This is a genomic window from Flavihumibacter petaseus NBRC 106054, from assembly GCF_000974785.1.
Classification (GTDB): Bacteria; Bacteroidota; Bacteroidia; order Chitinophagales; family Chitinophagaceae; genus Flavihumibacter; species Flavihumibacter petaseus.
Window position 1 is genome coordinate 291,281 of record NZ_BBWV01000003.1, and the last position, 22,882, is coordinate 314,162.

Annotated in this window: 23 protein-coding genes; 13 read left to right on the top strand and 10 right to left on the bottom strand. The window is 49.6% G+C overall.

The annotated features are described in order from the left end of the window. Nucleotide 1 precedes the first annotated feature (1 nt). The 6 genes from FPE01S_RS16565 to FPE01S_RS16590 all read left to right on the top strand — a co-directional run bounded on the left by FPE01S_RS16565 (nt 2) and on the right by FPE01S_RS16590 (nt 7,385). Nucleotides 2-2,308: an aminotransferase class III-fold pyridoxal phosphate-dependent enzyme gene (locus tag FPE01S_RS16565; RefSeq protein WP_046370166.1), complete on the top strand. Its 2,307-nt coding sequence runs from the start codon at nt 2-4 to the stop codon at nt 2,306-2,308. A 39-nt stretch (nt 2,309-2,347) separates the two neighbouring features. Then, the gene (locus tag FPE01S_RS16570; RefSeq protein WP_046370670.1) at nt 2,348-3,250 is read left to right on the top strand and encodes a DUF1338 domain-containing protein; all 903 of its coding nucleotides are present in this window, start codon (nt 2,348-2,350) and stop codon (nt 3,248-3,250) included. 55 nt (nt 3,251-3,305) lie between these two features. Further along, nucleotides 3,306-4,217, top strand: a complete 912-nt coding sequence (locus tag FPE01S_RS16575; protein WP_046370167.1) for a phosphate/phosphite/phosphonate ABC transporter substrate-binding protein — start codon at nt 3,306-3,308, stop codon at nt 4,215-4,217. A 73-nt stretch (nt 4,218-4,290) separates the two neighbouring features. Next, nucleotides 4,291-5,802, top strand: a complete 1,512-nt coding sequence (locus FPE01S_RS16580; RefSeq protein WP_083990304.1) for a serine hydrolase — start codon at nt 4,291-4,293, stop codon at nt 5,800-5,802. A 14-nt stretch (nt 5,803-5,816) separates the two neighbouring features. After that, nucleotides 5,817-6,452, top strand: coding sequence for a response regulator (locus FPE01S_RS16585; protein ID WP_046370169.1), 636 nt, complete (start codon nt 5,817-5,819; stop codon nt 6,450-6,452). Between the two features lie 156 nt (nt 6,453-6,608). Continuing rightward, nucleotides 6,609-7,385 carry a hypothetical protein gene (locus tag FPE01S_RS16590; protein ID WP_157474070.1) on the top strand — a complete coding sequence of 259 codons (777 nt, stop codon included), beginning with the start codon at nt 6,609-6,611 and terminating at the stop codon, nt 7,383-7,385. Here FPE01S_RS16590 and FPE01S_RS16595 read toward each other — a convergent pair whose 3' ends face one another. From FPE01S_RS16595 to FPE01S_RS25020, 3 genes are all read right to left on the bottom strand, one after another. Then, nucleotides 7,386-9,332 carry a tetratricopeptide repeat-containing sensor histidine kinase gene (locus FPE01S_RS16595; protein ID WP_046370171.1) on the bottom strand — a complete coding sequence of 649 codons (1,947 nt, stop codon included), beginning with the start codon at nt 9,330-9,332 and terminating at the stop codon, nt 7,386-7,388. A gap of 100 nt (nt 9,333-9,432) precedes the next feature. Continuing rightward, on the bottom strand, nt 9,433-10,737 hold the full coding sequence (locus FPE01S_RS16600; protein ID WP_052955918.1) for an OmpA family protein: 1,305 nt from the start codon (nt 10,735-10,737) through the stop codon (nt 9,433-9,435). A 100-nt stretch (nt 10,738-10,837) separates the two neighbouring features. Further along, a complete protein-coding gene (locus FPE01S_RS25020) occupies nt 10,838-12,112 on the bottom strand; it encodes a hypothetical protein (RefSeq protein WP_052955920.1) in 1,275 nt (424 codons plus the stop codon). A gap of 125 nt (nt 12,113-12,237) precedes the next feature. Here FPE01S_RS25020 and FPE01S_RS16610 point away from each other — a divergent pair, with 125 nt between their 5' ends. The 7 genes from FPE01S_RS16610 (at nt 12,238) to FPE01S_RS16645 (ending at nt 16,238) form a co-directional block, all read left to right on the top strand. Beyond that, complete coding sequence (locus tag FPE01S_RS16610; RefSeq protein ID WP_046370172.1) at nt 12,238-12,813, top strand: hypothetical protein; 576 nt, start codon at nt 12,238-12,240, stop codon at nt 12,811-12,813. A gap of 21 nt (nt 12,814-12,834) precedes the next feature. Next, nucleotides 12,835-13,392, top strand: a complete 558-nt coding sequence (locus FPE01S_RS16615) for an NADPH-dependent FMN reductase (RefSeq protein WP_046370173.1) — start codon at nt 12,835-12,837, stop codon at nt 13,390-13,392. Beyond that, nucleotides 13,367-14,314 (top strand): nuclear transport factor 2 family protein, encoded by a 948-nt coding sequence (locus FPE01S_RS25700; protein ID WP_052955921.1) that lies wholly within the window; start codon nt 13,367-13,369, stop codon nt 14,312-14,314. The genes FPE01S_RS16615 and FPE01S_RS25700 overlap by 26 nt, the downstream gene beginning before the upstream one ends. 43 nt (nt 14,315-14,357) lie before the next feature. Then, nucleotides 14,358-14,774: a hypothetical protein gene (locus tag FPE01S_RS16630; protein WP_046370174.1), complete on the top strand. Its 417-nt coding sequence runs from the start codon at nt 14,358-14,360 to the stop codon at nt 14,772-14,774. Beyond that, nucleotides 14,764-15,153 carry a DUF1801 domain-containing protein gene (locus tag FPE01S_RS16635; RefSeq protein ID WP_046370175.1) on the top strand — a complete coding sequence of 130 codons (390 nt, stop codon included), beginning with the start codon at nt 14,764-14,766 and terminating at the stop codon, nt 15,151-15,153. Before FPE01S_RS16630 ends, FPE01S_RS16635 begins: the two co-directional genes overlap by 11 nt. Nucleotides 15,154-15,211: 58 nt before the next feature. Continuing rightward, nucleotides 15,212-15,760, top strand: a complete 549-nt coding sequence (locus FPE01S_RS16640; protein WP_046370176.1) for a dihydrofolate reductase family protein — start codon at nt 15,212-15,214, stop codon at nt 15,758-15,760. 145 nt (nt 15,761-15,905) lie between these two features. After that, complete coding sequence (locus tag FPE01S_RS16645; RefSeq protein ID WP_046370177.1) at nt 15,906-16,238, top strand: hypothetical protein; 333 nt, start codon at nt 15,906-15,908, stop codon at nt 16,236-16,238. A gap of 8 nt (nt 16,239-16,246) precedes the next feature. Here FPE01S_RS16645 and FPE01S_RS16650 read toward each other — a convergent pair whose 3' ends face one another. The 7 genes from FPE01S_RS16650 to FPE01S_RS16680 form a co-directional block, all read right to left on the bottom strand. After that, on the bottom strand, nt 16,247-16,981 hold the full coding sequence (locus tag FPE01S_RS16650) for a ThuA domain-containing protein (RefSeq protein ID WP_046370178.1): 735 nt from the start codon (nt 16,979-16,981) through the stop codon (nt 16,247-16,249). Between the two features lie 61 nt (nt 16,982-17,042). Further along, nucleotides 17,043-17,786 (bottom strand): 3-keto-disaccharide hydrolase, encoded by a 744-nt coding sequence (locus tag FPE01S_RS16655; protein WP_046370179.1) that lies wholly within the window; start codon nt 17,784-17,786, stop codon nt 17,043-17,045. A 4-nt stretch (nt 17,787-17,790) separates the two neighbouring features. Next, the gene (locus tag FPE01S_RS16660; RefSeq protein ID WP_046370180.1) at nt 17,791-18,180 is read right to left on the bottom strand and encodes a c-type cytochrome; all 390 of its coding nucleotides are present in this window, start codon (nt 18,178-18,180) and stop codon (nt 17,791-17,793) included. Nucleotides 18,181-18,193: 13 nt separating this feature from the next. Continuing rightward, entirely contained in the window at nt 18,194-19,246 is a 1,053-nt protein-coding gene (locus tag FPE01S_RS16665; RefSeq protein ID WP_046370181.1) for a sugar phosphate isomerase/epimerase family protein, read from the bottom strand. Nucleotides 19,247-19,267: 21 nt separating this feature from the next. Further along, the gene (locus FPE01S_RS16670) at nt 19,268-20,425 is read right to left on the bottom strand and encodes a Gfo/Idh/MocA family protein (protein WP_046370182.1); all 1,158 of its coding nucleotides are present in this window, start codon (nt 20,423-20,425) and stop codon (nt 19,268-19,270) included. A 3-nt stretch (nt 20,426-20,428) separates the two neighbouring features. After that, nucleotides 20,429-21,094: a gluconate 2-dehydrogenase subunit 3 family protein gene (locus FPE01S_RS16675; protein ID WP_052955924.1), complete on the bottom strand. Its 666-nt coding sequence runs from the start codon at nt 21,092-21,094 to the stop codon at nt 20,429-20,431. A gap of 16 nt (nt 21,095-21,110) precedes the next feature. Then, nucleotides 21,111-22,847, bottom strand: a complete 1,737-nt coding sequence (locus tag FPE01S_RS16680; RefSeq protein WP_046370184.1) for a GMC family oxidoreductase — start codon at nt 22,845-22,847, stop codon at nt 21,111-21,113. Nucleotides 22,848-22,882 lie beyond the last annotated feature (35 nt).

Consider the following 22,882-nt stretch of genomic DNA (forward strand, 5'->3'; position numbering starts at 1 on the left):
CATGTATATCAACGCATCACAGTTTTCCGGTTTATTGCAGAAGCATTTCAGCCTCAATGGCCAACTGGAAATGCTGAACGGATATGACGAGCAGAACGCAGTATTAACCACCAACGACGGAAAGAAATACATCTGCAAGGTAGCTGCCGCTGCTCATGATCCATATTTTCTTGAGGCACAGGTAAGTATACTTGAACACCTCGCCGATACTGAAGTTGCAGGCTTTTTTCAACGATCACTGAAGTCCGCAGGCGGCCTGAATATTGTTCAGGAAGAAATTGAGGGCAGAACGATCTACCTGCGCGTGATGAACTACCTGGAAGGTGATTTCCTGGTGGATACAACACATCATTCACCGGCTTTGCTGCACAGTATAGGAAGGGGATTGGCCAGGATGGACCGGGCATTGGCAAACTTCAGGCACCCGGCCATGCACCGTCACTATGAGTGGGATATCAGCCACGCACTGGAAGTGCGCCCGATGCTCCCATACATCCGTGACCATGAGCAACGCCGTGTGGCCGGTTATTTCCTGCTGCAGTTTGAAACGGAAGTGCAGCAGGTACTTGGTAAGCTGACGAAGGCCTATATCCATAACGATGCGAATGACTACAACGTACTGGTTAGGGATGGTCAGTTTGCGGGACTGATTGATTTCGGAGATATGGTCTATGCGCCACTGATCAATAACCTCGCAATCGCCTGCACCTATGCCATGCTGGGTAAGGATGACCCGCTGGAAGCGGCGGCTGAAGTAGTGAAAGGTTATCATGACACGTTACCCATCACGGAACAGGAAGCGGATCTATTGTATTACCTGGTTGCCGGCCGGTTGTGCATCAGTGTTTGCAAGTCTGCCGCCAACCGTTCCAATGACAGCGATAATGAACATCATTTTATCACGGAGGCACCTGCCTGGAAGCTGCTGTTACAGCTGATCACGATCAACCCGCTGCGCGCGCAGGACACTTTCCGGAAGATCTGCGGACTTGAAGGACTGATCGAAGCAACTGAGGGGTATGAAGAGATCCTGGAACGGCGGCGCGATCATGTTGGCAGAAATCTCAGCATCAGTTACCGGAAAAAACTCAGGATTGTGAAGGGTGCCCTGCAGTATCTCTACGACGACCTGGGCAACACATATGTGGATTGTGTAAATAATGTAAGCCATGTGGGTCATTGCCATCCTGTAGTCGTCAAAGCTATGCAGCACCAGATAGCCACGTTGAATACCAATACCCGTTACCTGAACGATCACCTGGTTGACTATGCAGAAATGCTTACTGCCACATTGCCGTCGCGCCTGAAAGTTTGTTACTTCACCAATTCAGGGAGTGAAGCAAATGATCTTGCGATCAGGATCAGCCGGCATTTTACCCGTCAGAAGGATGTGATTGTGCTGGATCACGCCTATCATGGAACGTCTACGGCGGCAATTGAAATGAGTCCGTACAAATTTGATGGCAAGGGTGGTTTTGGCCGGATGCCCTATATCCACAAGGCGATGAATCCTGATGGCTACCGGGGTCCGTACCGGTTAAGCGATCCCGGGGCCGGAGAAAAGTACGCCGCCGATGTGGAGCGGATCATCGGAATGTTACAGCAGGAGGGTAAAGCACCGGCGGCGTTTATCTGTGAAACGCTACTGGGAGTGGGCGGACAGATCCCCCTGCCCCCGGGCTACCTTCAGGCAGTTTACCGTGCAGTCCGTGCAGTGGGGGGTATATGTATTGCCGACGAGGTGCAGGTAGGTTTTGGCAGGGTTGGAGAAAAGTTCTGGGGATTTGAATTGCAGGACGTGGAACCCGATATTGTAGTGCTGGGCAAACCTATCGGGAATGGCCATCCGCTGGCGGCTGTGGTGGTTACTGAAGCTTTGGCGGATGCTTTCAATAATGGTATGGAATACTTTAATACCTATGGTGGAAATCCTGTGTCTATGGCCACCGGTAAGGCTGTATTGCAGGTGATCAGGCAGGAAGCGCTGCAGCAGCATGCGCTGGATACCGGTAACTATTTCCTGGAGCGGTTAAGGAATCTGGCTCCGCTGCATCCATTGATCGGAGATGTTCGCGGTCACGGGTTGTTTATCGGTGTGGAGCTGGTCAGGAATGCAGAAACCCTTGAACCGGCAGTACCCGAGATAGATGGAATTGTAGAAGCGATGCGCGATCGCGGTTACCTGGTCAGCACCGATGGTCCACTGTACAATGTGCTGAAAATAAAACCGCCGATGGTTTTCAATAAAAGCAACGTGGATGGCTTTGTTTCCCTGCTGCATGAAGTAATGACAGATTTAGGTTACTGACAAATGCGTGAAAAGCGTAAACGCAAAAAACAAACAACAATGCAAACTATAACTGCGCTGGCCAATGACGTGATGGAAGGCCTCATGCGCCGCTACCAGGATCGCGTTCCCGATGTGAATGCGATCATCAATGCCATGATTACCGAGGGGATTATTACCCAAGCCGGCGAGATTGAAAACGATCATATTGCTTTCCGGACGTTGGGTGTTCCGCACCTGGGCATCCGTTCACTGGAAAGGATCTTCCTGCACCTTGGTTATGAAAAACGCGATTACTATAATTTCGCGGAGAAAAAACTTGACGCGTACTGGTATGCTCCGCCAAAGCCGGAACTCCCGCGCATTTTCATCAGTGAATTGCGTGTGCCAGAACTCAGCGATGCGGCGAGAAATATCATCAGCAGGTATACCAGTGTTATACAGCAGGATCCGGTTGATGCGCTGGATCTGAACAACGCAGCACAGGTAGACGAATTCCTTCATAGCGGCTTATGGGAGACACCAGCTTTTGCTGACTACCAGGTGTTGCTGAATGAAAGCGAATATGCCGCCTGGGTAATATTCAACCGGTATTATCTCAATCATTTTACCATCAGTGTTCACAACCTGAAGGAAGGATACGATACCATTCCTGCTTTTAATGCCTTCCTTGAACGGCATGGCTTTGTGCTGAACAACTCCGGTGGCAAAATCAAAACGAGTCCGGATGGCAACCTGCTGCAAAGTGCTACCGTTGCGCGGAAGTTGCTGGCAGAATTTGCCGGTGGTGTTCAGCAGCTGATACCAGGGTCTTATGTCGAATTTGCTGAGCGGAAGGTGCTGGAAGCTTTCCGTGACACTGATCGGGCGGATATAACCCGCCACCATCGGCGTGAAGGCTTTGAAGCAGCGAATGCCAACCGTATTTTTGAGAGTACCTACCGGGCCCAAACAGAACGCTGACCGGCGCGCCTATTCAGGAGGGACGTATATTGTGTTTCCTTAACAGGCAGCATTCATGATTATTTTCAGACATTGGATTACGGCAGCTTTACTTTTTGCCGCGTCCGGATCTTTATGCCGGGCTGTCGGTCAGCAACGCCCGTATATCTTCGCCACTTATACTTACTCAACCAATAATCGCCTGGCCAATCTCGGGCCACTGGTGCAATATTTGTCCCAGGCTACCGGCCGTGAGTTCAGGGCGGTCAGTTATCCTACCGTATCCGCGCTGATCAGCGCTATACAGCATGACAGCGTGGATTTCGCCATGATGAATACGTCCGGCTATCTCATATTGCAACGAAAAACGCCGGGCAAAGCCAAGCCGCTGGTGAACCTTGACATGCAGGGCAGTGCAGGTACCAACTATGGCGGTTGCCTGATCGCTTTAAAGTCGGCAGGATATACCAGGCTGTCGGACCTCAGGCTTGTACAAGGCCGGCCATCCCTGGCGCTGGTGAACAGTTCCTCCACATCCGGCAACCTGGTACCGAGGTTGTTGTTCAACAGCGCAGGTATCGCCAATCCTGATTCCTCGTTTTCACTAACCTATGCCGGCACACATAAGAAAGTGGTAGAAGCTGTGCTGAGTGGCAATGCTGTACTCGGCGGGTGTGGGTGCGCAGAAATAGACAGCGCCCGCATTCACCAGGGTTTTTCCGGAAAAGCCGTCGCGATAGATTCTTTCAATAACATTCCCCTTGGCCCGGTTGTATACCGTTCAGGCACCAGCGAACCGTTCAGGCATCAGGTTTCAGCACTTTTAACGAATCTGAATGAAAAAGACCCCGGCGTTTTTGTAAATTTCTGTAACGGCTGGACCGAGTTCAAAGGTGCGCGCGGTTTCCGGAAGATAAGTGACCAGGAATATGATCAGTTCCGGAAAATGTTCGGCAGCAATACCCGGTTATGGCAACTGATCGAATGACACCACAGTTGTTAGAACCAATTATTCCTTCTTTATTGTGGAAGAAATGGCAACGCCGCAAAACAAACCCTGAATGAGAACAATCCTGCTTTCCCTTTTACTGGTCATCCATATGGTGATCGTACAGGCCCAGCCAACCACGGCAACCTTAGACCGGTTCTTTGACGCTATGGCTGCCAACCAGCAATTCAGCGGGAATGTGCTGATTGCGGAACATGGAAAAGTCCTTTTCAGGAAATCCTATGGTTTTGCTGACTTTGGAAAGCAGTTGCCCAACACCCCGGATATCCGGTTTCCCATTGCTTCGATTTCCAAATTGCTGACAGCAACTGCCATCCTGCAGTTGCAGGAGAAAGGTAAACTGAATGTGTCTGATGCCGTCCGGAAACTGCTCCCTGAGTTTCCTTACCCGGAGATTAAGATCCGGCAGCTGCTGTCCCATACATCAGGACTGCCTCCTTACAACCGTTATTTTGATTCGCTCAGGAAGGAATCGCCGCAGCGCATATTTTACAATGCTGATTTTTTGCCACAGGTGGCTGCGCATCCGGTTCCGCTGATCTATGCCCCCGGCGACAACGGCAATTATGACAATATCAATTATCTCGTACTGGCACTGGTGATCGAGAAGGCTTCCGGAATGTCGTATAAAGAGTATATCCAGAAGATGGTCCTGCGTCCGGCGAATATGCGTCACACAGTCTTTCTGCCGCTTACGGATCAGTACAATCTGCAGGATGTTGGCAAGTTTGCTTATCCCCACCTTTACCGGCACCGTTACGATTCCTTTGCCATCAAAGCCAATAGCGTTCCCTATATCCGGGAATACTGGACCGCTTACGGGTTTTCCGGATTTGGAGATTATGTGAGTACTGTTGAGGATCTGCTGCTGTTTGATGAGGCATGGTATGGTCATAAACTGGTGTCTGATATCTCCAGGGATTCAGCGTATAAGCCACAGTTGCTCAACAGTGGTACTGCCAACCGCAATCTTTTCGGACTGGGGTGGGAAATAGCTGCTGATTCCAGTAACGGCCTGGTAGTGTATCACGCTGGTGCAGCAACCGGGCTGAGTTGTGTGCTCCTGCGCAATATCAGCCGCCGTCAAACCGTCATTCTGTTTGATAACGCGCACTTTACTGCGCAGGCTACCGGCATGAAAGCATTGTCATTGCTGAATAACAGGACGGTACCGCTCCCGAAGAAAAATATTGCAACAGCCTATGGACGTATCCTGATGCAGCAGGGTGAGGCAGCGGCCGCAAAGGCATTCGCCGAAATGGAGAAAGACACTGCCACTTATTTTATAGATGAGGAGGAAATTAACCTCCTGGGATATGACCTGATGGGGAACGACAATCCTTTTCATTTTCCGGAAGAACACCATTTCAGGGAAGCCCTGATCGTTTTTAAGCTGAATGCGGATTTGTTTCCCGGCAGCTGGAATGCCTGGGACAGCTACGGGGAGGCGCTTCTGGCCAACGGACGTAAAGAGGAAGCCATCGCGATGTACAGGAAGTCGATGGAATTAAACCCCAATAATGAAAACGGCAGAAAAATGCTACAACAGATAGAGGGAAAATAGTATCATTGGAGATCATGGCGGTAAGAATAATAGCTATTGACGATCACCAGGTAGTAATAGACGGGCTGACCAGCATGTTAACGGGGGCGGAGCTGGATGTTGTGTTCACCACTACGAACGCTGACGCCTTATTGTCTTACCTGGAGCAGGGATCCGCGGAGGTTTTATTCCTGGACATTCAGATGCCGGGCGTAAGCGGCATCGACCTTTGCCGGCAGATCCGTAAACTCAACCCGGATCTCCGGATTATTGCATTCAGCAGTTTCGATGAGTCGCACCTGGTGAAACAGATGATGCGGAGCGGGGCCAGCGGCTATTTGCTGAAGAATGCGGACAAGCAGACGGTGATCAAAGCGATTGAAACCGTTATGGCGGGAGAGGAGTTCCTGGATGAAACCATTAAGGATATCCTGTTGAAAGAAAGCCTCACGGGGCAGCGGCGATCGATTTTTGATATTCCGCTCACCAACCGTGAAAAGGAAATCCTGAAGCTGATCGCAGAAGGGTTAAGCAACCAGGAAATTGCCGACCGGCTGTATATCAGTCTCCGGACAGTTGAGACCCATCGCCTGAATCTTTCCCAGAAGCTGAGTGCAAAGAACACGGCAATGCTGGTGAAAGAGGCGATCCGGCGCGGCCTGGTGGAATAGCGGCTACGTATAACTACTGAATTCCTTAAAGCAGTATTTGGGCAGAACTGGACAAGCAGGGGTTTGCGTTGTTTTGCACCTATGAAACACCTGAGTCCTGTTTGGATATTTTTGTGCTTTTTTGGTTTATCTGCCCATTCACAACAGCCTGTTCGTTTGAATGCTGATCTGATTCTCCGGAAGATCCAGCCGGTTCCGCCGACCCTGGAGGAACTGCATAGATTGTTTACCCTGCATACCACCTGGGGCGAGCAGTTTTCCTTTGAAGAAAAGGTATCTGTTCCCTATCACCAGCTCGGGAAACTGGATGCGTCGATTCATGATGCATTTATTCGTGACAAGATGCACGCGCAGCCCATGCCTGATATGCCCGATTCTGTATACGCTGAAGATATTCGCTGGAAACATGCTGCCAACCGGCCATACCTGGACGAAGGCACAAGAAAAAAGCTGCAACAGTTGAATTCCCCGCATAAGGTTGCTGTGCTGCGTATTTTCGACCTGCAACAACAATTCGGGTGGCAACAGTTTTATAAGGAAGAAAATAAAATCCAGCGCGATTTTTCGCAAAAAGAGGCACAGCTTAGAAACAGTGAGATGGTTGCCGGGGAGAAAGCTTCCAGGCAGGTAGACCTGAATGTTGCTCAATATACTGCCAGACAGCAATTGTGGAAAACGCATTATGACCAGTATACCGGTGCGTTTAAAAAGGTGCATTTATTGCTTGACGAATTGGCATACGGTGACCTATTGACTGCCGCGGAGAAGGATATAGTACTTCCCGTACTGGGAGATATTCAGTCGAGGGCTATTGAAGCGATCGAGAAAATGCTTTGGGCTGAAATGTCATTGCTAACCATTGGCGAAGTGCTATATTTCGACACCCGTATTTTAAACATGACAGCAGGAAGCGATTCTGACACCAAACAATGATCAGGCAGACCTGGCCGTTTCGAATTCCAGGTAGGCGCTGACACCTTTTCCTGGTGCAGTTTCAATGTCGAGTCTCCCCTGGATAGCCCTTACCCGGCTATCAAGGTTACGGAGGCCCATACCGGTGTGATTTTCCTCCGCTGCTGAAAAACCGATACCATTGTCCTGCACGGCAATTGACAACAGTCCATTCTGATGACTGAATTGTACCATCGCTTCTGTTGCCCCGGCATGTTTCACTACGTTGTTCAATAGTTCCTGTACGGTGCGGTAAATGGCCAGCTGGACGGTAGCGTTAAGACTAATGGGGTCTCCCCAGGAATCATACTGAACGGTTAGTTTGCTGCTGCTGATATTGCCACAGTATCTCCTTAACGCTTCATCCAGTCCGTGTTGCAATAGCACCTCCGGCATAAGGTTGTGAGAGGTTTTCCTTATTTCAGCAGAAGCCGTGTCGAGCAGTGAGACGATTTGCATGATGTTTTCTGCATTGGATGACTCCAGGGGGCTGTTGCTGATATGCATTTTCGCTGCAGCAAGCATTCCTGCTACGCCATCATGGAGATCACGGGCGATACGGGCACGTTCTGTTTCTTCACCCTCCATGAGCGCCTGCAGCATATCGCGTTCCTTGCGTTGTTGTATGGCTACCAGTTGAAGGCGGTAGGCTTTTTTCCTGTTCCGGGCCTGCAGGTACAATAGCAATGCCAACAGTGCGGTGACCACAATTCCCGCGACGGTAATCAGAATGAACTGGTTGCTTTTCTTCAGATCCAGTTCCTTTTGGGTAAGCTGGAGTTGTTTTTCGGAAAGTGCTTTTCCTTGCTCTGCAGTTTTATACCGCGTTTCAATTTCTGCGATGTTTTTACTATTCTGTTCCGTAAAGAACGAGTCTTTGTAAGCGGCATGTTTGCTTTTGAACAGGTATGCGTCGCTGTAATTCCCGGTCAGTGCATTTACCTGTGCCAGCTGATCGTAAATCGCAAACAGGTGAAACAGGTTATTGTTGGATTCTGCCCGATGCTGCAAGTCGATTAGGACGCGCAGTTCATTTTTATAATCCTTTTTCAATTCATAGGCACTTGCAAGGTTTAGTCCGGCGGCGATATAGTAATCGGGTGCAGTTGCTGCGGAATACTGCATGGCCTTCGTGGCAGCGGCAATGGCGGCGTCTGCTTGCTGAAGCCCCACATAGGCGCTTGCCATTTTACTATAGACCTTTTCTGCCAGTATCGGGTCTTCCCTGACCGGAAGGTATTTTTTTGCTTCGAGTACTGCATCCAGCCCCTTTTCGTATTGCTGTGATTGCGTATAGCTGTTGGATAGGCTTGTCCAGGCTGTAACGATATAATCGCTGTCATGGATGGATAATGCCAGTTTGATGGCTTTCTGCGCGTATTCTACCGCTTTGTCCAGTTCCTTCCTGTTCCCGAAAGTATTGCCAACATTTTCGTATAAGCGGGCGAGTTTGCCCGGTTCTGATTTGGTTTTCTCCAGCAGCGTGATACCTTCAAAGAAATAGTGAAGGGCACTATCGGGCATGGCGAGAATATTGTAATTGAAGCCGAGGTTGATATAACATAAAGTGATCCCCTTGATCCTGTTGATCTTTATGAAATGTGCCAGTGCCTTTTTGGTGAAGTCGATTCCTGCCGCATGCCGGCCTTCATGGCCTTCGATATAGCCCAGCCGCGCGTAACTGGATCCGATTCCATAGTCATAATTGATCCTTTGGCTTTTTTCCAGGGATACGGTAAATATCCGGATAGCTTTTTTATTGTCAACATTGATCAGGTCAACACCATAGTTCATCAGGGCATTGATCCCGGAAGTGTCGTCGGCGTTTTTCATGATCTTTTGCAATTTTTCATCGTTTTTCTCCTGGGAGAAAGCAACGGATGAAAGCGTCATGCAAATGATAAAAGCAGGAAGGAGGTTTGATTTCATTTTCAATAAATGGGAAGCCCGAAAATATAGAATTCATGTAAAAAACCCCTGCAATCGCGATGAATTGCAGGGGTAGCCGTTGGCTACGGCATATTACCCGTCAGAGCCTGACAAATTCCACCCTTCGGTTCTTTGCCTTTCCTTCACTGGTTTTATTTTCAGAAACTGGTCTCGTTTCTCCCAATCCATCCGTTTGCATACGGTTCGGTTCGATCCCGAAATCGGTTGATAGCGTATTTTTTACGGCAGCCGACCGTTTTTTGGAAAGCTCCAGGTTCGCAGCGGCATCGCCGTCGGTATCAGTATGGCCAATGATCCGGATGGAAAGCGAGGGATTACTCTTCAGTACCGAGGCTATTTCTTTAAGTACACCGGCGCTTTCCGGTTTGATCCAGTCAGAAGCAACGTCGAACAGGATACCGTTGGTTTCCATCCTGCCTTCGGTGATAAGCTTGTTGCGGACATCAGGAGTGCCTTCGGCGACCTTCAGGTTGGTAACGTAGATGCCCAGCTGATCGTCAGTGTAAAGGGAAGACTCCACGCTAAAGCCGATATGGTTGAACCTGGCCTCGGAGGGAACTGCCTGGGGAATGTCGAAGATTTTGTCCTGGTTGATCCAATAGCGGATGCGTTCTTTCTGCACCCATACAGCCAGGTGAAAAGAAACCCCATTTTTACCGATGACGGCATTGAGCTCTTTCGGCTGGTTATTAAAATAGCTGCTGCCTTTTGCAAAGCTTTTCAGTAGAACCTTAATGGGACTACCGGTGCCCCCGGGCGCCAGTGCCAGCGATACTTCATTGGAAGCGTCCTGGTTGATCACATAGGAATTGAGCCGTTCTTTTCCCGGCAGGAGATCCAGCAATTTGATTTCTACCTCAGGATATACATACCCTTCCCCGCCGTTGTAGGCAATAAGGATATCAGCCTCCAGGGTAAAATTTTCTGGAAGCTTCTGAACAGCCGGAGAAGCAAACCGGCTGTTAGGAAACAACCGGAGCCATTGACCTTTCCTGTTTTCAACGGATACCGTCTCTCCGCGATTATCGGTGGTCCAGTTCACGGGCAATTCTCCGATCGCGTCGCCGGTAAAGTCTGTTGCAAATACAATGCGTTCACCGGGAATGAAATCATAACGGCTATAGCTTTTTAGTCCCCCGCCACCGGCCTGTGCTGGTTGGCTGTTTTTCTGGGCCGGTTGTGAAACATCCTTATCGGTGGAAGGTTGTTTTTTGACTTCATTGCTGATTTCTTCTTCAGCTTTGTCCATTGATTTGTCTATGGCATTGTCCACATGCCTCTCAGCGCGCTGTTTCGCTTTTTGTTTCACCCTGTCTGCAACCTGCAGCTGGCAATATGCGACCAGTGGCAGGCATCCCACGAGCACCAGCAGTATCCTTTTCATAATGAATTCAGTTTATGCAAAGAAATTATTCAGGAAGGGTCTGTTTATCAGTAGTTGTGTCGTAATTCCCAAATCAGTAGTAGTACGTAGTTTTGGGCGGCTACCAGTCGCGTTGCACTTTGTAGGTTCCGATGACCCTTTTGACTGAGATCTGTTCACCATTAGTGCGATCGATTTCTCCGGCTTTGTCAATAATGAAAACCCCGGTCAGGTATTTTTTACCATCTTTTTCCAGCTCCTGCGTAGCGAGAAAACCGCCGCTGTCGTAAGTCTTTTCACCATCGAAAAAGAAGGACACAATGGTTTTGTCCAGTGATGGGTCATCCCATTCGAATGTAACATCAGCATCTTCTACATTGTGCATGTACCAATAATGGGTTTCATTATCCAGATCGTTTTCAGGCCATAGAAACACCATCTGGGGATCTGTGGCATTCGTCCGGAGGTTGGTCAGGCTACGCAGATTGGATTCCTGCATGGTAAAAGCCATAGCCGGGAATTGTTGCCAGGACCCTCCGTTTATACTCAGTGAGATGCCATCTTCTATAAAATAAATGGTACTGATCAGCAATACCTTGCTGCCACTTACCGACAACTCAAGTGAAATGGTGGCTGACCTGCTGCCCCCGGTTGAAGTGGGTGCTGTATAGACCGCTTCTGATCCATTTGGTTCCAGTTTGCCGGGACCGTTGAGCGTCCATTTCCTGATGTAGGTTGCTTCAATTTTCAGGGGCTCTCCGCTGCCTGCGGCAGGATGCGTAAGCGGCACTACCCAGTCATCACCCGCTACCGGGAAAACATATCGGAGTGCCTGCAGCCTGATTGCTTCGCCGGGTGACACAGTTTTGACTGCGGGTGATAGTTCCATAGATTCGATCAGCGCCCAGTCACTGAAATGATCTGATTTCACGGACACTATTTTTTGCGCGGTATCATTGACTGTGCCACCGATACCCGTCCAGAATCCCTTGTCATCCTGTGTCGCAATCTCCACTGCCTGCGGGCCCGACAGTACATGGCGGTATTTCCAGTAATTGAAAGTAAGGGTTACTTTTTTTCGAAAGATGTTTCCGTGTGGCGTCAAGCGATATGCCTGTCCGATGCCATGAGAGGCAGTATTGTGCAATGGCTGAATGGAGATTTCGGTTTCGGCATCGAGTGCCCCTGCAGGAATATCAATTTTGACGATTCCGTCTTCGCTTTCGATGATCCCTCCGTCTGTGCCAATAAAGAAAATTTCAGATTCTCCGATGGGTTGTCCGGCTGGTGCTGGTAGGGGCTGGGTTACGGCACCGTCAGGTGGAGTTTCCGGGTGATGTTTGCTGCAGGCGCCCAGGGCGACCAGGAGCAGCAACAGGATGCGGTTTTTTTTCATGGTGCAATACTACTGCGGTACAATGCATTGCATCTCCGTGTTACTACTGAGTTTGGAAAACACGGTCTTTTACTGTCTGTGGGGCGACGACCGATGACTTATTTCGCAGTCCTAAATTTTTATCTATGACGTTGCAAAGAAAATTATTCGGTTTATTGTTTGCCCTGTTTGCGCTATCGGGCTGCAGTAAAACTGATCAGGAAGTTAAAGACCTCTATCAGGATTCGCCAGGCTCGGCTGTTCCGGAAATATTGTTAAGTGGTATCTGGTTTTGGGGTGGTTTTGGTCCCATAGCCTATTATAACGATAATGGTCACGAAGTGGGTAATGAAACTGAGGCAGCGCGACAATATGTATTTTCGGAGCAGGGCGGGAAAGGGCGCATAGAGTTCATGCAATACCTGGGACTAAGGAATTCGTCTGATTGTGTAACAGAAATTTTCACCACCAAAAAAGGAACGGTAGTTTTTACCGGTAGTGATAAGCTGATCTTTTATCCTGTGGAAGGTAATTTCAAAACGACCAAACATGGCTGTTCCGGTGATGGCACTACCGTACGCCAGGCGAATAAAGAAGAATTGCAGCCGGAAAACTACCTGTATAAATTAACCAGTTGGGAGGGCAAAATGTTGCTTTATATCTATGCTGCTACTGACACTTCGATGGAAGATCCCATATTCGTCTATACAAGACACCAGTGACCGTATATTTGTGTTCTGACTGTGACAGATCAGCAATACATACTCTTTATCAATGGCAGTGCCAGTACGGGATCTTCCGCCGGAACAATCCTGGAAGTGGTCAATGACCATTTACAGCGGTCTGGTATGGCCGTGAGAATGTCTGCCGGACTGAAATCCCTGCCGCACTTTGATCCGGCATTGTCCGTTGAGGCGCCTCCTGATGCCATCATGAAATTCCGGCAGGAGATTGAAGCAGCAGCGGGAGTGATCATCTGTACTCCTGAATACATTTTCAGTATTCCGTCGGGGCTGAAAAATGCTTTGGAATGGTGTGTGGCCACTGTGATCTGGACCGATAAACCAGTTGGGCTGATTACGGCTTCTGCCAGTGGCGTAAAAGGGCAGGAGGAATTACTGCTGATCATGGAAACACTCGGCGCCAGGGTTACGCAGGATACAACGCTGCTGATTCCGGGTGTCAGGGGAAAGACCGACCAGGAAGGTCGAATCACCGACGCGGCCACGTCAGCTGCAGTAGCGGCATTTTCGTCAGCTTTTATACAACAATCTGATGGCATCAGCAAACACACCGCATGACCTTGCCGGCGCATTGCAGAACTCGTTACTCAGCAATCTCAACGCTGCAGCAGATATGCTGGGTAATGCGATCAGTATGTGCCCGGATGAAACCTGGAACGGCAGAACGAAATTTTATTATATCGCCTACCATACGCTGGTGTTCTTTGATTATTTCATTTCCATTCCACCGGAAAAATTTTCAGCGGGCCTGCCGTACACTTTGTATGATCCTTTTCGGCTACCCGAAAATGCCATTGATGATGTGGTACCCGATGCTGTTTATCCAAAGCGGGCAATGTTAGCCTGGTTGCACGTGTGCAAGGATCGTTGTAATACAGTTGTTTCCGGGTTGGGGGAAAGCGATTTCCTTGCACACTGGTTGAACGGTTCAGCTGATCTCAACCTTGACCTGGTCAGTGACGCCTCCCGTAACTGTTCGGTGCTGGAGATACTCGTTTATAATCTCCGGCATGTGCAGCATCATGTGGCGCAACTGAATATGTTATTGCGACAGGAGACTGGTGAAGCACCTGGATATATCGCCCATGCCTTGAAGCCGTCTGTACCTGTCCGGGAAAAACTGATCAATAACTATCTCAGCGGGTACAACAATTTTGACGTTGAAGCGATGATCGCTGATCTGTCAGAATCGATCGTTTTTGAAAATGAATCGCAGGGCACCATTACCCTTCACCTGGAGGGCATTGATGCCTTTCGGCAGCAGGCGACACAAGCGTTATCGTATTTCAGCAGCCGCAGGCAACAGCCTGTATCCATGGTGCACAGCATGGAACAAACCACCGTGAACATCAACTATTCGGCAATTCTGGCAACGGACTTTCCGGATGGCATGAAAAAAGGATCGTCGCTGGCGCTGAAGGGCCGGACAGTTTTTGAATTTTCCGGGGAACTGATTTCCAGGATCACTGATATCGCCTGAGTTTGCATAAACTGTATTAATTTGGAGGACACTTTTAAACCTTATGCAATTGAAAGCTGCTCTTACCCCTTTTGTCTTCGGTATACTTGGCATCCTGACTACTGATATTCTTGGATCACTTGCAGCGGTTCAACTTGACATTTCATACTATTGGTTTGCTTTGGTTAGCCTCGTCAATTATGCGGTAGCAGGGCATTTTATCTGGCGGGTTTCCGGGATGTGGACAACGATTTTGCTGACAGCAGCTATGGGCATATTTGATGGCAGTGCCGGGTTTTATATAGCTGCAAAACTGGGAGCCTATGGTTCCGGCTTTACTGAGGCCTGGATAGTCTTGGGAATGCTGGCTGCCAGTATTTCAATGATTTTTATGGCGGGCGCATTTGGTGCGCTGGTAGCAGCGGTTTCAAAAGAATATTTTCCTCAACACCAACAAATAAAGGGAGATCATGAACGCTGATGTCAAAGCCTATAATGATGCTCAGGGCAAAGAAGACCGGACTATCTGCAACCTGCTGGCCAAAACGATCCTTGCGGCATTGCCGGATGCGGAGAACAAGGTCTGGCATGCGCATCCGGTCTGGTTCCTGGAAGGAAACCCGATCGTGGGATACAGCAAGCTGAAGGACGCTGTACGGCTGTTGTTCTGGAGCGGACAATCATTTGATGAACCCGGACTGGTCAAAGAGGGTACATTTAAAGCGGCGGAAAAAAGATATACAGCAGCAAACCAGGTTGATACCACTGAACTTACCCGGTGGCTGAAAAAATCTGCTGAAATTCAATGGGATTACAAAAACCTGATCAAAAGAAAAGGAAAACTGGAAAGGCTTAAATAGCTGCAAGTTTGTCCTGTTTGCCCCGGGTTCCCTTTTTTCAATACAGTAATTTGCCTGTATGCGCCCTCTAATAGCTTTTATCAACATGACGCTGGATGGCTTCTGTGACCATACCGCAATGATCGCAGATGCCGAGGTGCATGAAGCCGCAAATGACCTGCTTCGCGAAACCGACACCATAGTTTTCGGAAGGAAGACTTACCAGCTGATGGAAGATGCCTGGCCTGAGGTTGTTAAACATCCCACCGGTAACATTCCCATGGATACCTTTGCCCGGCTGATCGATGACATTGATAAAGTGGTTTTTTCCAGCACGTTGCAGGAGGTGACGTGGAAAAATACCACGCTTGTGAAGCAGGATCCTGAAAACTTCATTCGTGCATTGAAGGAGCGGGAAGGAAAGCCCATCGCGCTTGGGTCTCCGTCATTTATCGCCGCCCTGTTGCCTACCGGTCTCATTGATGAACTCAGGCTCTGCATTCAACCCATAATCCTGGGAGAAGGGCTGCGGCTTTTCAAAAATATTCCCCACAGGATCGATCTTAAACTGCTGAACACGAAACCGTTTGCCTCCGGCATCGTGATGCAGATCTACCGCAAGGGTTAAAATACGCAACCCATTCTCCCCACTTACCGTTAACTATTTAAATCGTTCGTCGTCGATTATTGGCAACACAACGAAATTAAGAACCTTTAATTGGCGGGTTACCTTCGTTGCCGTATTTTGTAATACCCTAAACACCCGACCTGTGATGGAAAAGAGAGAAGAAATATTGTCTCCCGGGGCTGGCATCTATAACCATGCCGTTGAACTCATGGTCAACAAACACCTGGACGCAAAAGCAACAGTAAAGGCGCTCATGGAAGATGGGCACGATGCTGAATCAGCAAATACTGTTGTCAGAGATATCCAGCGACAGGTAATCAAGTCAAAAAAAGCGGATGCCCGTAAGGATATGTTCTTTGGCGCCTTGTGGTTCATCGGTGGTACGATCGCTACGATCGCCGAAATCAGTTTTCTGTTCTACGCACTGATGCTGTTTGGTGGCATTCAGTTTTTCCGCGGACTGATGAACGGAACCTGAGGTGGCCCTTACTTCAACACGCTTCTGATACCAGCCTCAAGATGCTGCAGGAATAGCGGTTCACTATAGCTTTCTTTGGTGTGTCCCAACGTGGTATAGAAGATCTTTCCCCCTTCAAACTGATGGTACCAGGCTGCCGGGTGATAACCATTCATTTTCCCGCCTTTGTAGGAAGTTTCATCCAGTAGTAATACCACTTTCACCTGGTCGTTGAAATTTTTGAAATTATACCATTCGTCCTTCCGGCTCCATTCGGCAGGCAACATGGCAGTTGAGGGGTGTACCTCAGTTGTTTTCTTCAGCGTTGCCACCTGTTGTTCAGGATGGGATTCAAACCAGGCACCCATCATTCGATTGTACCAGGGCCAGTTGTATTCACAATCCGTCGCGGCATGTACCCCAACGATACCGCCGCCTGCATGAACATAATCCTGTAATGCTTTTTCTCCTTCGTTGCTAAGTACGGTACCGGTAGTGCTGAGAAATACAATCGCATCATAGCCGGAGATCTTGTTATCGGAGAATAAGGCGGTATCTTCTGAACTGACTACATCCCAGTGATTCGTGGCTCCCAGTGTTTTGATGGCTGCAATGCCATCCGGAATGGATTCGTGGCGGTAACCACGGGTGGCGGAATAAACGAGCACTTTCTTGTTGCCGGCGGGGCTTTGCTGGTGGTTTCCAGGGGTGCAGGCGGGAAACAGGGTGATTGCGATAAGGGCGGAGAGGAGTAATTTTTTCATATGGCTAAACTTGCGGAAAAAGAACAAGGCTGCCGTAGCAGCCTTGTTACAACATTGTAAATCAGAGTTTGCGGATCTTGATGTTTTTGTACCAAACTTCATTGCCGTGATCCTGCAGGGCAATATGGCCGGAATGGAATTTTCCGAAGTCGGGCATGTCCTTGAATTTGCTGTTGGCGATCAGGTTTTTCCAGTTGTCATCCCACATACTGGTGCTCACTGTTGTTACGCCATTCAGTTTGATTTCGAGGTGATTGTTATGCTGGATGATCTCAGCGTGGTTCCATTGACCGACTGGTTTAACCGGCTCAACAGTAGATGCGATCAGGTCGTACAGATTGGCTGCACGATGCTTGGTGATTTTGCCGTCCGGATGACCGTCGTTGTCCAGTACCTGGATCTCGGGTCCGGTATACCAGACAAACTCATATTTTGGCTTGTCATCCTGCACGTCAATGATAATGCCACTGTTACCGTTCGGGGAGATCTTCCAGTCGAGTGAAAGGTGAAAATTCTCAAAAGATTCATCCGAAACGATGTCACCACCGCCACTCACCTGCCAGCCGTCTTTGTGGGTCGCATCCAGGTAGATGGCACCGTCCTGGATCTTCCAGGCAGCGCCTACTTCAGTTTTGCCGTAGGTATGCCAGCCTTTGGTAGACTGGCCATCGAAAAGCAGTTGCCAGCCATCTTTTTGTTCTTTCGCGGAAAGTGAATTGTCTGCCACGGCAGATGTTTTTTTGGACCCTGAACAGGCTGCCAGCATAATGGCAGCGCCACCCAGCAGGGCAAGGGTTTTACGCATACTATTATTGGTTTTTAAGAGTCAGGATGTATTTCACCATTGTCTGTGCATCAGCTTCGCTCAGCTGCGGATGCGGTGTCATCGGTACGGTGCCCCATACGCCACTGCCGCCTTTGATGATCTTCGAAGAAAGATCATGTACCACTGCGTCGCTGGCTTCGTATTTTTTAGCAACATCCGTGTACGAAGGTCCGATAGCTTTTTCGTTTACTTTATGGCAGGTCAGGCAGTCGTTTGCAGCGATCAGTTCGATTGCCTTGTCGTCAGCCGGAGCAGCTGCCGGCTGTTCTGTTTTTGCAGCGCTGGCAGAATCCGTACCTGTCTTTTCTGATCCGCCGCTTCCGCAAGCAATGGCAAAGGCGCTGATCCCTGCCAGTAAAACATACTTTTTCATATTGGTTGTTTAGTTAGATACCGAGAATTTTTTTGTTGAACGCTTCATCTGAACCGGTTCCGGCAAAATCGTCAAAGGCTTTTTCCGTTACCCTGATGATGTGATCGCGGATAAAGATAGCACCTTCTGTTGCACCGTCTTCCGGATGTTTGAGACAGCATTCCCATTCCATCACAGCCCAGCCTTTATAATCATATGCGGCAAGCTTGCTGAAGATGCTGCCAAAATCCACCTGACCATCACCAAGTGAACGGAACCTGCCGGCACGGTTGATCCAGCTCTGGTAGCCGCCGTAAACGCCTTGCCGGCCAGTTGGATTAAACTCTGCATCCTTTACATGGAACATCCGGATGCGCTCATGATAAATATCGATATATTCCAGGTAATCGAGGCATTGCAATACAAAGTGGGAGGGGTCGTACAGCAGGCAGGCACGCGGGTGGTTATTCACCTCCTTCAGGAACATTTCGTAACTGATGCCATCATGCAGATCTTCCCCGGGATGAATTTCGTAACAGAGGTCTACTCCGGAGGCATCAAATACATCCAGTATAGGTCTCCACCTTTTGGCAAGTTCCTTAAACCCTGTCTCAACCAGGCCGGCTGGCCGCTGGGGCCAGGGATAAACAGTATGCCACAACAGTGAGCCGCTGAACGTGGCATGTGCATTCAGTCCGAGGTTTTCGGATGCTTTGGCAGCATATTTCAATTGCTGGATCGCCCACTCGGTGCGGGCGGCAGGGTTGCCGTGTACTTCTTTGGGAGCGAATCCATCAAACAGTTCGTTGTAGGCAGGGTGAACAGCAACGAGCTGTCCCTGCAGATGTGTACTGAGTTCGGTGATCTGCAGGCCTGCGTTTTCCACTATGCCCTTTATTTCATCGGCATAGGTTTTGCTTTCGGCGGCCTGCTTCAGGTCAATGCACCGGCTGTCCCAGGTAGGAATCTGAACACCTTTAAATCCCAGCGCTTCTGCCCAAAGACAGATGGATTGCAGGTTATTGAAAGGTGCATTGTCACCCAGGAACTGGGCAAGAAAAATACCCGGGCCTTTTAATGTAGTCATCAGCGTTGAATTTTTGTTTTATCAGATCTCGAAGGGAGTCCATTTCTGCGCTGAGGCATTGCTGGCCATTACCTGTTCGATAAAGGCCATGCCTCGTATTCCTTCGTCAATTCCGGGAAAATCCAGCCATTCTTCAGGAACTTTTTTCCCTTCCAGTTTTGCACGCAGGGTATGAGCAAAATTCATGTAGAGATTGGCAAATGCCTCCAGGTAACCTTCCGGATGACCGGGCGGCGTACGGGTGCCGGCCTTCGCAAATGTGCTGAGGTAATCTGCACCCGCGCGAAGGATCTGTGCCGGCTGGTCAAGCCATTTCAGGACGAGGCTGTTCGCATCTTCCTGCCGCCATTCCAGTCCCCCTTTTTCTCCATATACTGTTACCCTCACATTGTTTTCTTCCCCGGCAGCAACCTGGCTGGCATAGAGCAGGCCGGTTACACCATTGGTAAATTTCATCATTACCATACCGTCATCGTCGAGCAGTCGGTTTGGAACCACGATATTGAGTTCAGCGCACAGGTGTGTCATTTTTTCGCCCGTCACATACTCCGCCATATTGAACGCATGCGTTCCGATATCACCCATGCAGCCGGAAATGCCGCTTCGTGCCGGGTCAGTTCTCCATTCAGCCTGCTTGTAATGCGTGCCTTCGCGATAGGTGCTCAACCAGCCCTGCGGGTACTGCACATACACTTTACGGATCTTCCCCAGGCGTCCGCTGGCCACTACCTGCCGGGCTTCCTTTACCATGGGATAACCGGTATAGGTGTGGGTCAGGCAGAAGATCGCACCCGTCTGCTCAATTACCTTCTTCAGTTCCTTTGCTTCATCAAGTGTGAAGGTTGCAGGCTTGTCGAGCACTACATGAAAACCATTTTCCATCGCAAGCTTTGCGGGACCGAAATGCATGTGATTGGGCGTGACGATGGCGACAAAGTCCATCCTGCGGTCGGCAGGTAATGCCTTCTCTTTTTCGATCATTTCCCTGTAGTCGCCGTATACCCTGTCTTCGGGAAGATAAAGTGCCGCGCCACTGATCTTTGATTTTTCTGCGTTGCTGCTAAAGGCGCCACACACCAGTTCGATCTCCCCATCCATCGTTGCAGCGATGCGGTGCACTGCGCCTATAAATGCGTCTTTGCCACCGCCGATCATTCCCATCCTGAGTTTCCTGCTCATGTATTATTTATTGAAGCTGACACATTCTTTCAATTCCTTTTCCGTGTAGGCCAGGTTGTATTGTTTCAACACATCGTCCGGTACGCCGTTCCACTGGTTGGGCGCATTGCCGATATAGCCGATATCCTTAATACCGATTTCGGAAGTGTAAAAGCCTGTGCAGGTCAGGTCACGCATCAGGTTAAAGAAAGCCACACCCTGTTGCATGGCGGGTTTTGCCTTTTCCGGGTATGCGATCTGATCCACCATTTTGATGCGGTCCCCTTCACTGCAGTCTTTGAATGCCTTGCCGAACTGCTGAAGACATTGCAGATCAAGCCAGCGCAAGCCGCCACGCATCGGGATCTGGTGTTCCGGCATGTCCTTGACAATGAATTCTATGAATTCCGGCACTTTGGCATCGGAAGCACTGCCGCTTACATCATCTTTGGGAATAATGATGTCGCCGAGCAGCGTGATAGTTGCCATCTCTGCATCGGTAAAGAATTTGATAGCATTCAGCTGTTCAAACCGGGCGATCTCTTCGGGCCTTCGGTCGGGTCCGGCAGGAGAGGAGGCAGCAGCGGTTTTGTCTTCCACTTTCTTTTCCGGTTCCTTACAGGCATCCATCAATATACCGGTAGACAATGAGCCGAGCGCTATGGCTTTGATCGATTTTCTTCTATCCATCGTTTAAGTATGGGCGTTAGATATTCTGTTTTTTAAGCTGATCGATCAGGTATTCACTGGCACGCATTGCCAGCGCCATGATCGTCCAGGTAATGTTTTTATCGGCCTGGGAAACAAAGGAGGCACCATCCATTACAAACAGGTTGCTGCAGTCGTGGGCCTGGTTCCATTTATTTAAAGCCGATGTTTTCGGATCATTACCCATACGGGCTGTTCCGGCTTCGTGGATGATCTTACCGGGAGAATTCAGGCCGTAATTGTTTTCCGGTCCGTCACTGCCGCCCCAGGTTACCACCGCACCCATTTTGTGCAGGATCTCCTTAAAGGTTTCCTTCATGTGTTTGGCCTGTTTGATCTCATGCTCACTCCACTTCACATTGAATTTCACCACAGGGATGCCGAATTTGTCCACCACATTCGGATCGATCAGTGCGGTATTTTCCCGGTAGGCGATCGCTTCGCCTCGTCCTGCCATTCCTACGCCGGCACCGAAGTAATAACGCTGGTCTTCTTTCAGCGAGCGGCCATAGCCACCGGCTTCTTTTTTCTGACCGTTTACCGGGAATTGTCCGTTCATGCTCTGGATGCCCATGCCGAATCCGTACGCTGGTTGGCCAAAACCTCCCCAATATTCAATATGATAACCCCTTGGGAAATCGAGTTTCTTATTATCAAGCCACCAGGGCGAATACACGTGCATGCCGCCGACGCCGTCTTCATTATAGCGTTTGCGGCCCATTAGTCCGGGGATGATACCGCCAATTTCTGCGCCGGTAGAATCGTGCAGGTAGCGGCCCACCACATCACTGGAATTGGCCAGTCCGTTGGGGTGCCTGTCAGATTTGGAGTTAAGCAGGATCCTGGAGCTTTCCACGGCGCTTGCAGCCAGGATGACTGCCTTGCCTTCAATCTGGTATTCCTGCATATCATCTTTGCTGATATAGGAAACACCGGTTGCTTTGCCTTCCTTATTGGTGAGTACTTCACGCACCATGGCGTTCGGTATCACTTCCACATTTTTGGTTTCAATGGCAGGTTTCACCAGCACACTGGAAGAGGAGAAATCGGCATATACCTGGCAGGATCTGCCGCACTGGGCGCAGAAAAAGCAGGAACCCCGCGAGTCATTGATTTTTTGCGTGAGGATGGAAAGTCTTGATGGGATCACTTTCACACCGGCACTTGTAGCGGCATTTTTGATCATCAGCTCATGCAGCCGCGGTTTGGGCGGTGGCAGAAAAATGCCATCAGGTTCATTTTCGATTCCCTCCACGGTGCCGAAAATGCCTACCAGTTTGTCGAGTCTGTCGTAATAGGGCTTCAGTTCATCATAGGTGAGCGGCCAGTTGTCACCCAGTCCGTCAATACTTTTACGCTGAAAATCCTTTGGCCCGAATCGCAGGGATATGCGACCCCAGTGGTTGGTACGGCCGCCCAGCATCCGCGCGCGGAACCAGTCCCACTGTGTTCCCGGAGCTTTTGTATAGGGCTCGCCTTCCAGTTCCCAGCCGCCGTAACAGGCGTCGAAATCTCCGAACGGCCGGATATTGGATGCACCACGCCGTGGAGACTCCCAGGGGTTTTTTAATTGGGTCACATTTTTCTGAGGATCGAACATCGGACCGGCTTCCATCAGGCATACTTTAAGTCCTGCATGGGCAAGGATGTAGGCAGCCATGCCGCCGCCCGCGCCGGAACCTACAATGATCACATCGTATTGGGTAGCTTTCTTCTTGATCTGGAGATCTCCCATTGTTGCAAGTGTGGTTTAGTGAGAAAGAGGGGCTA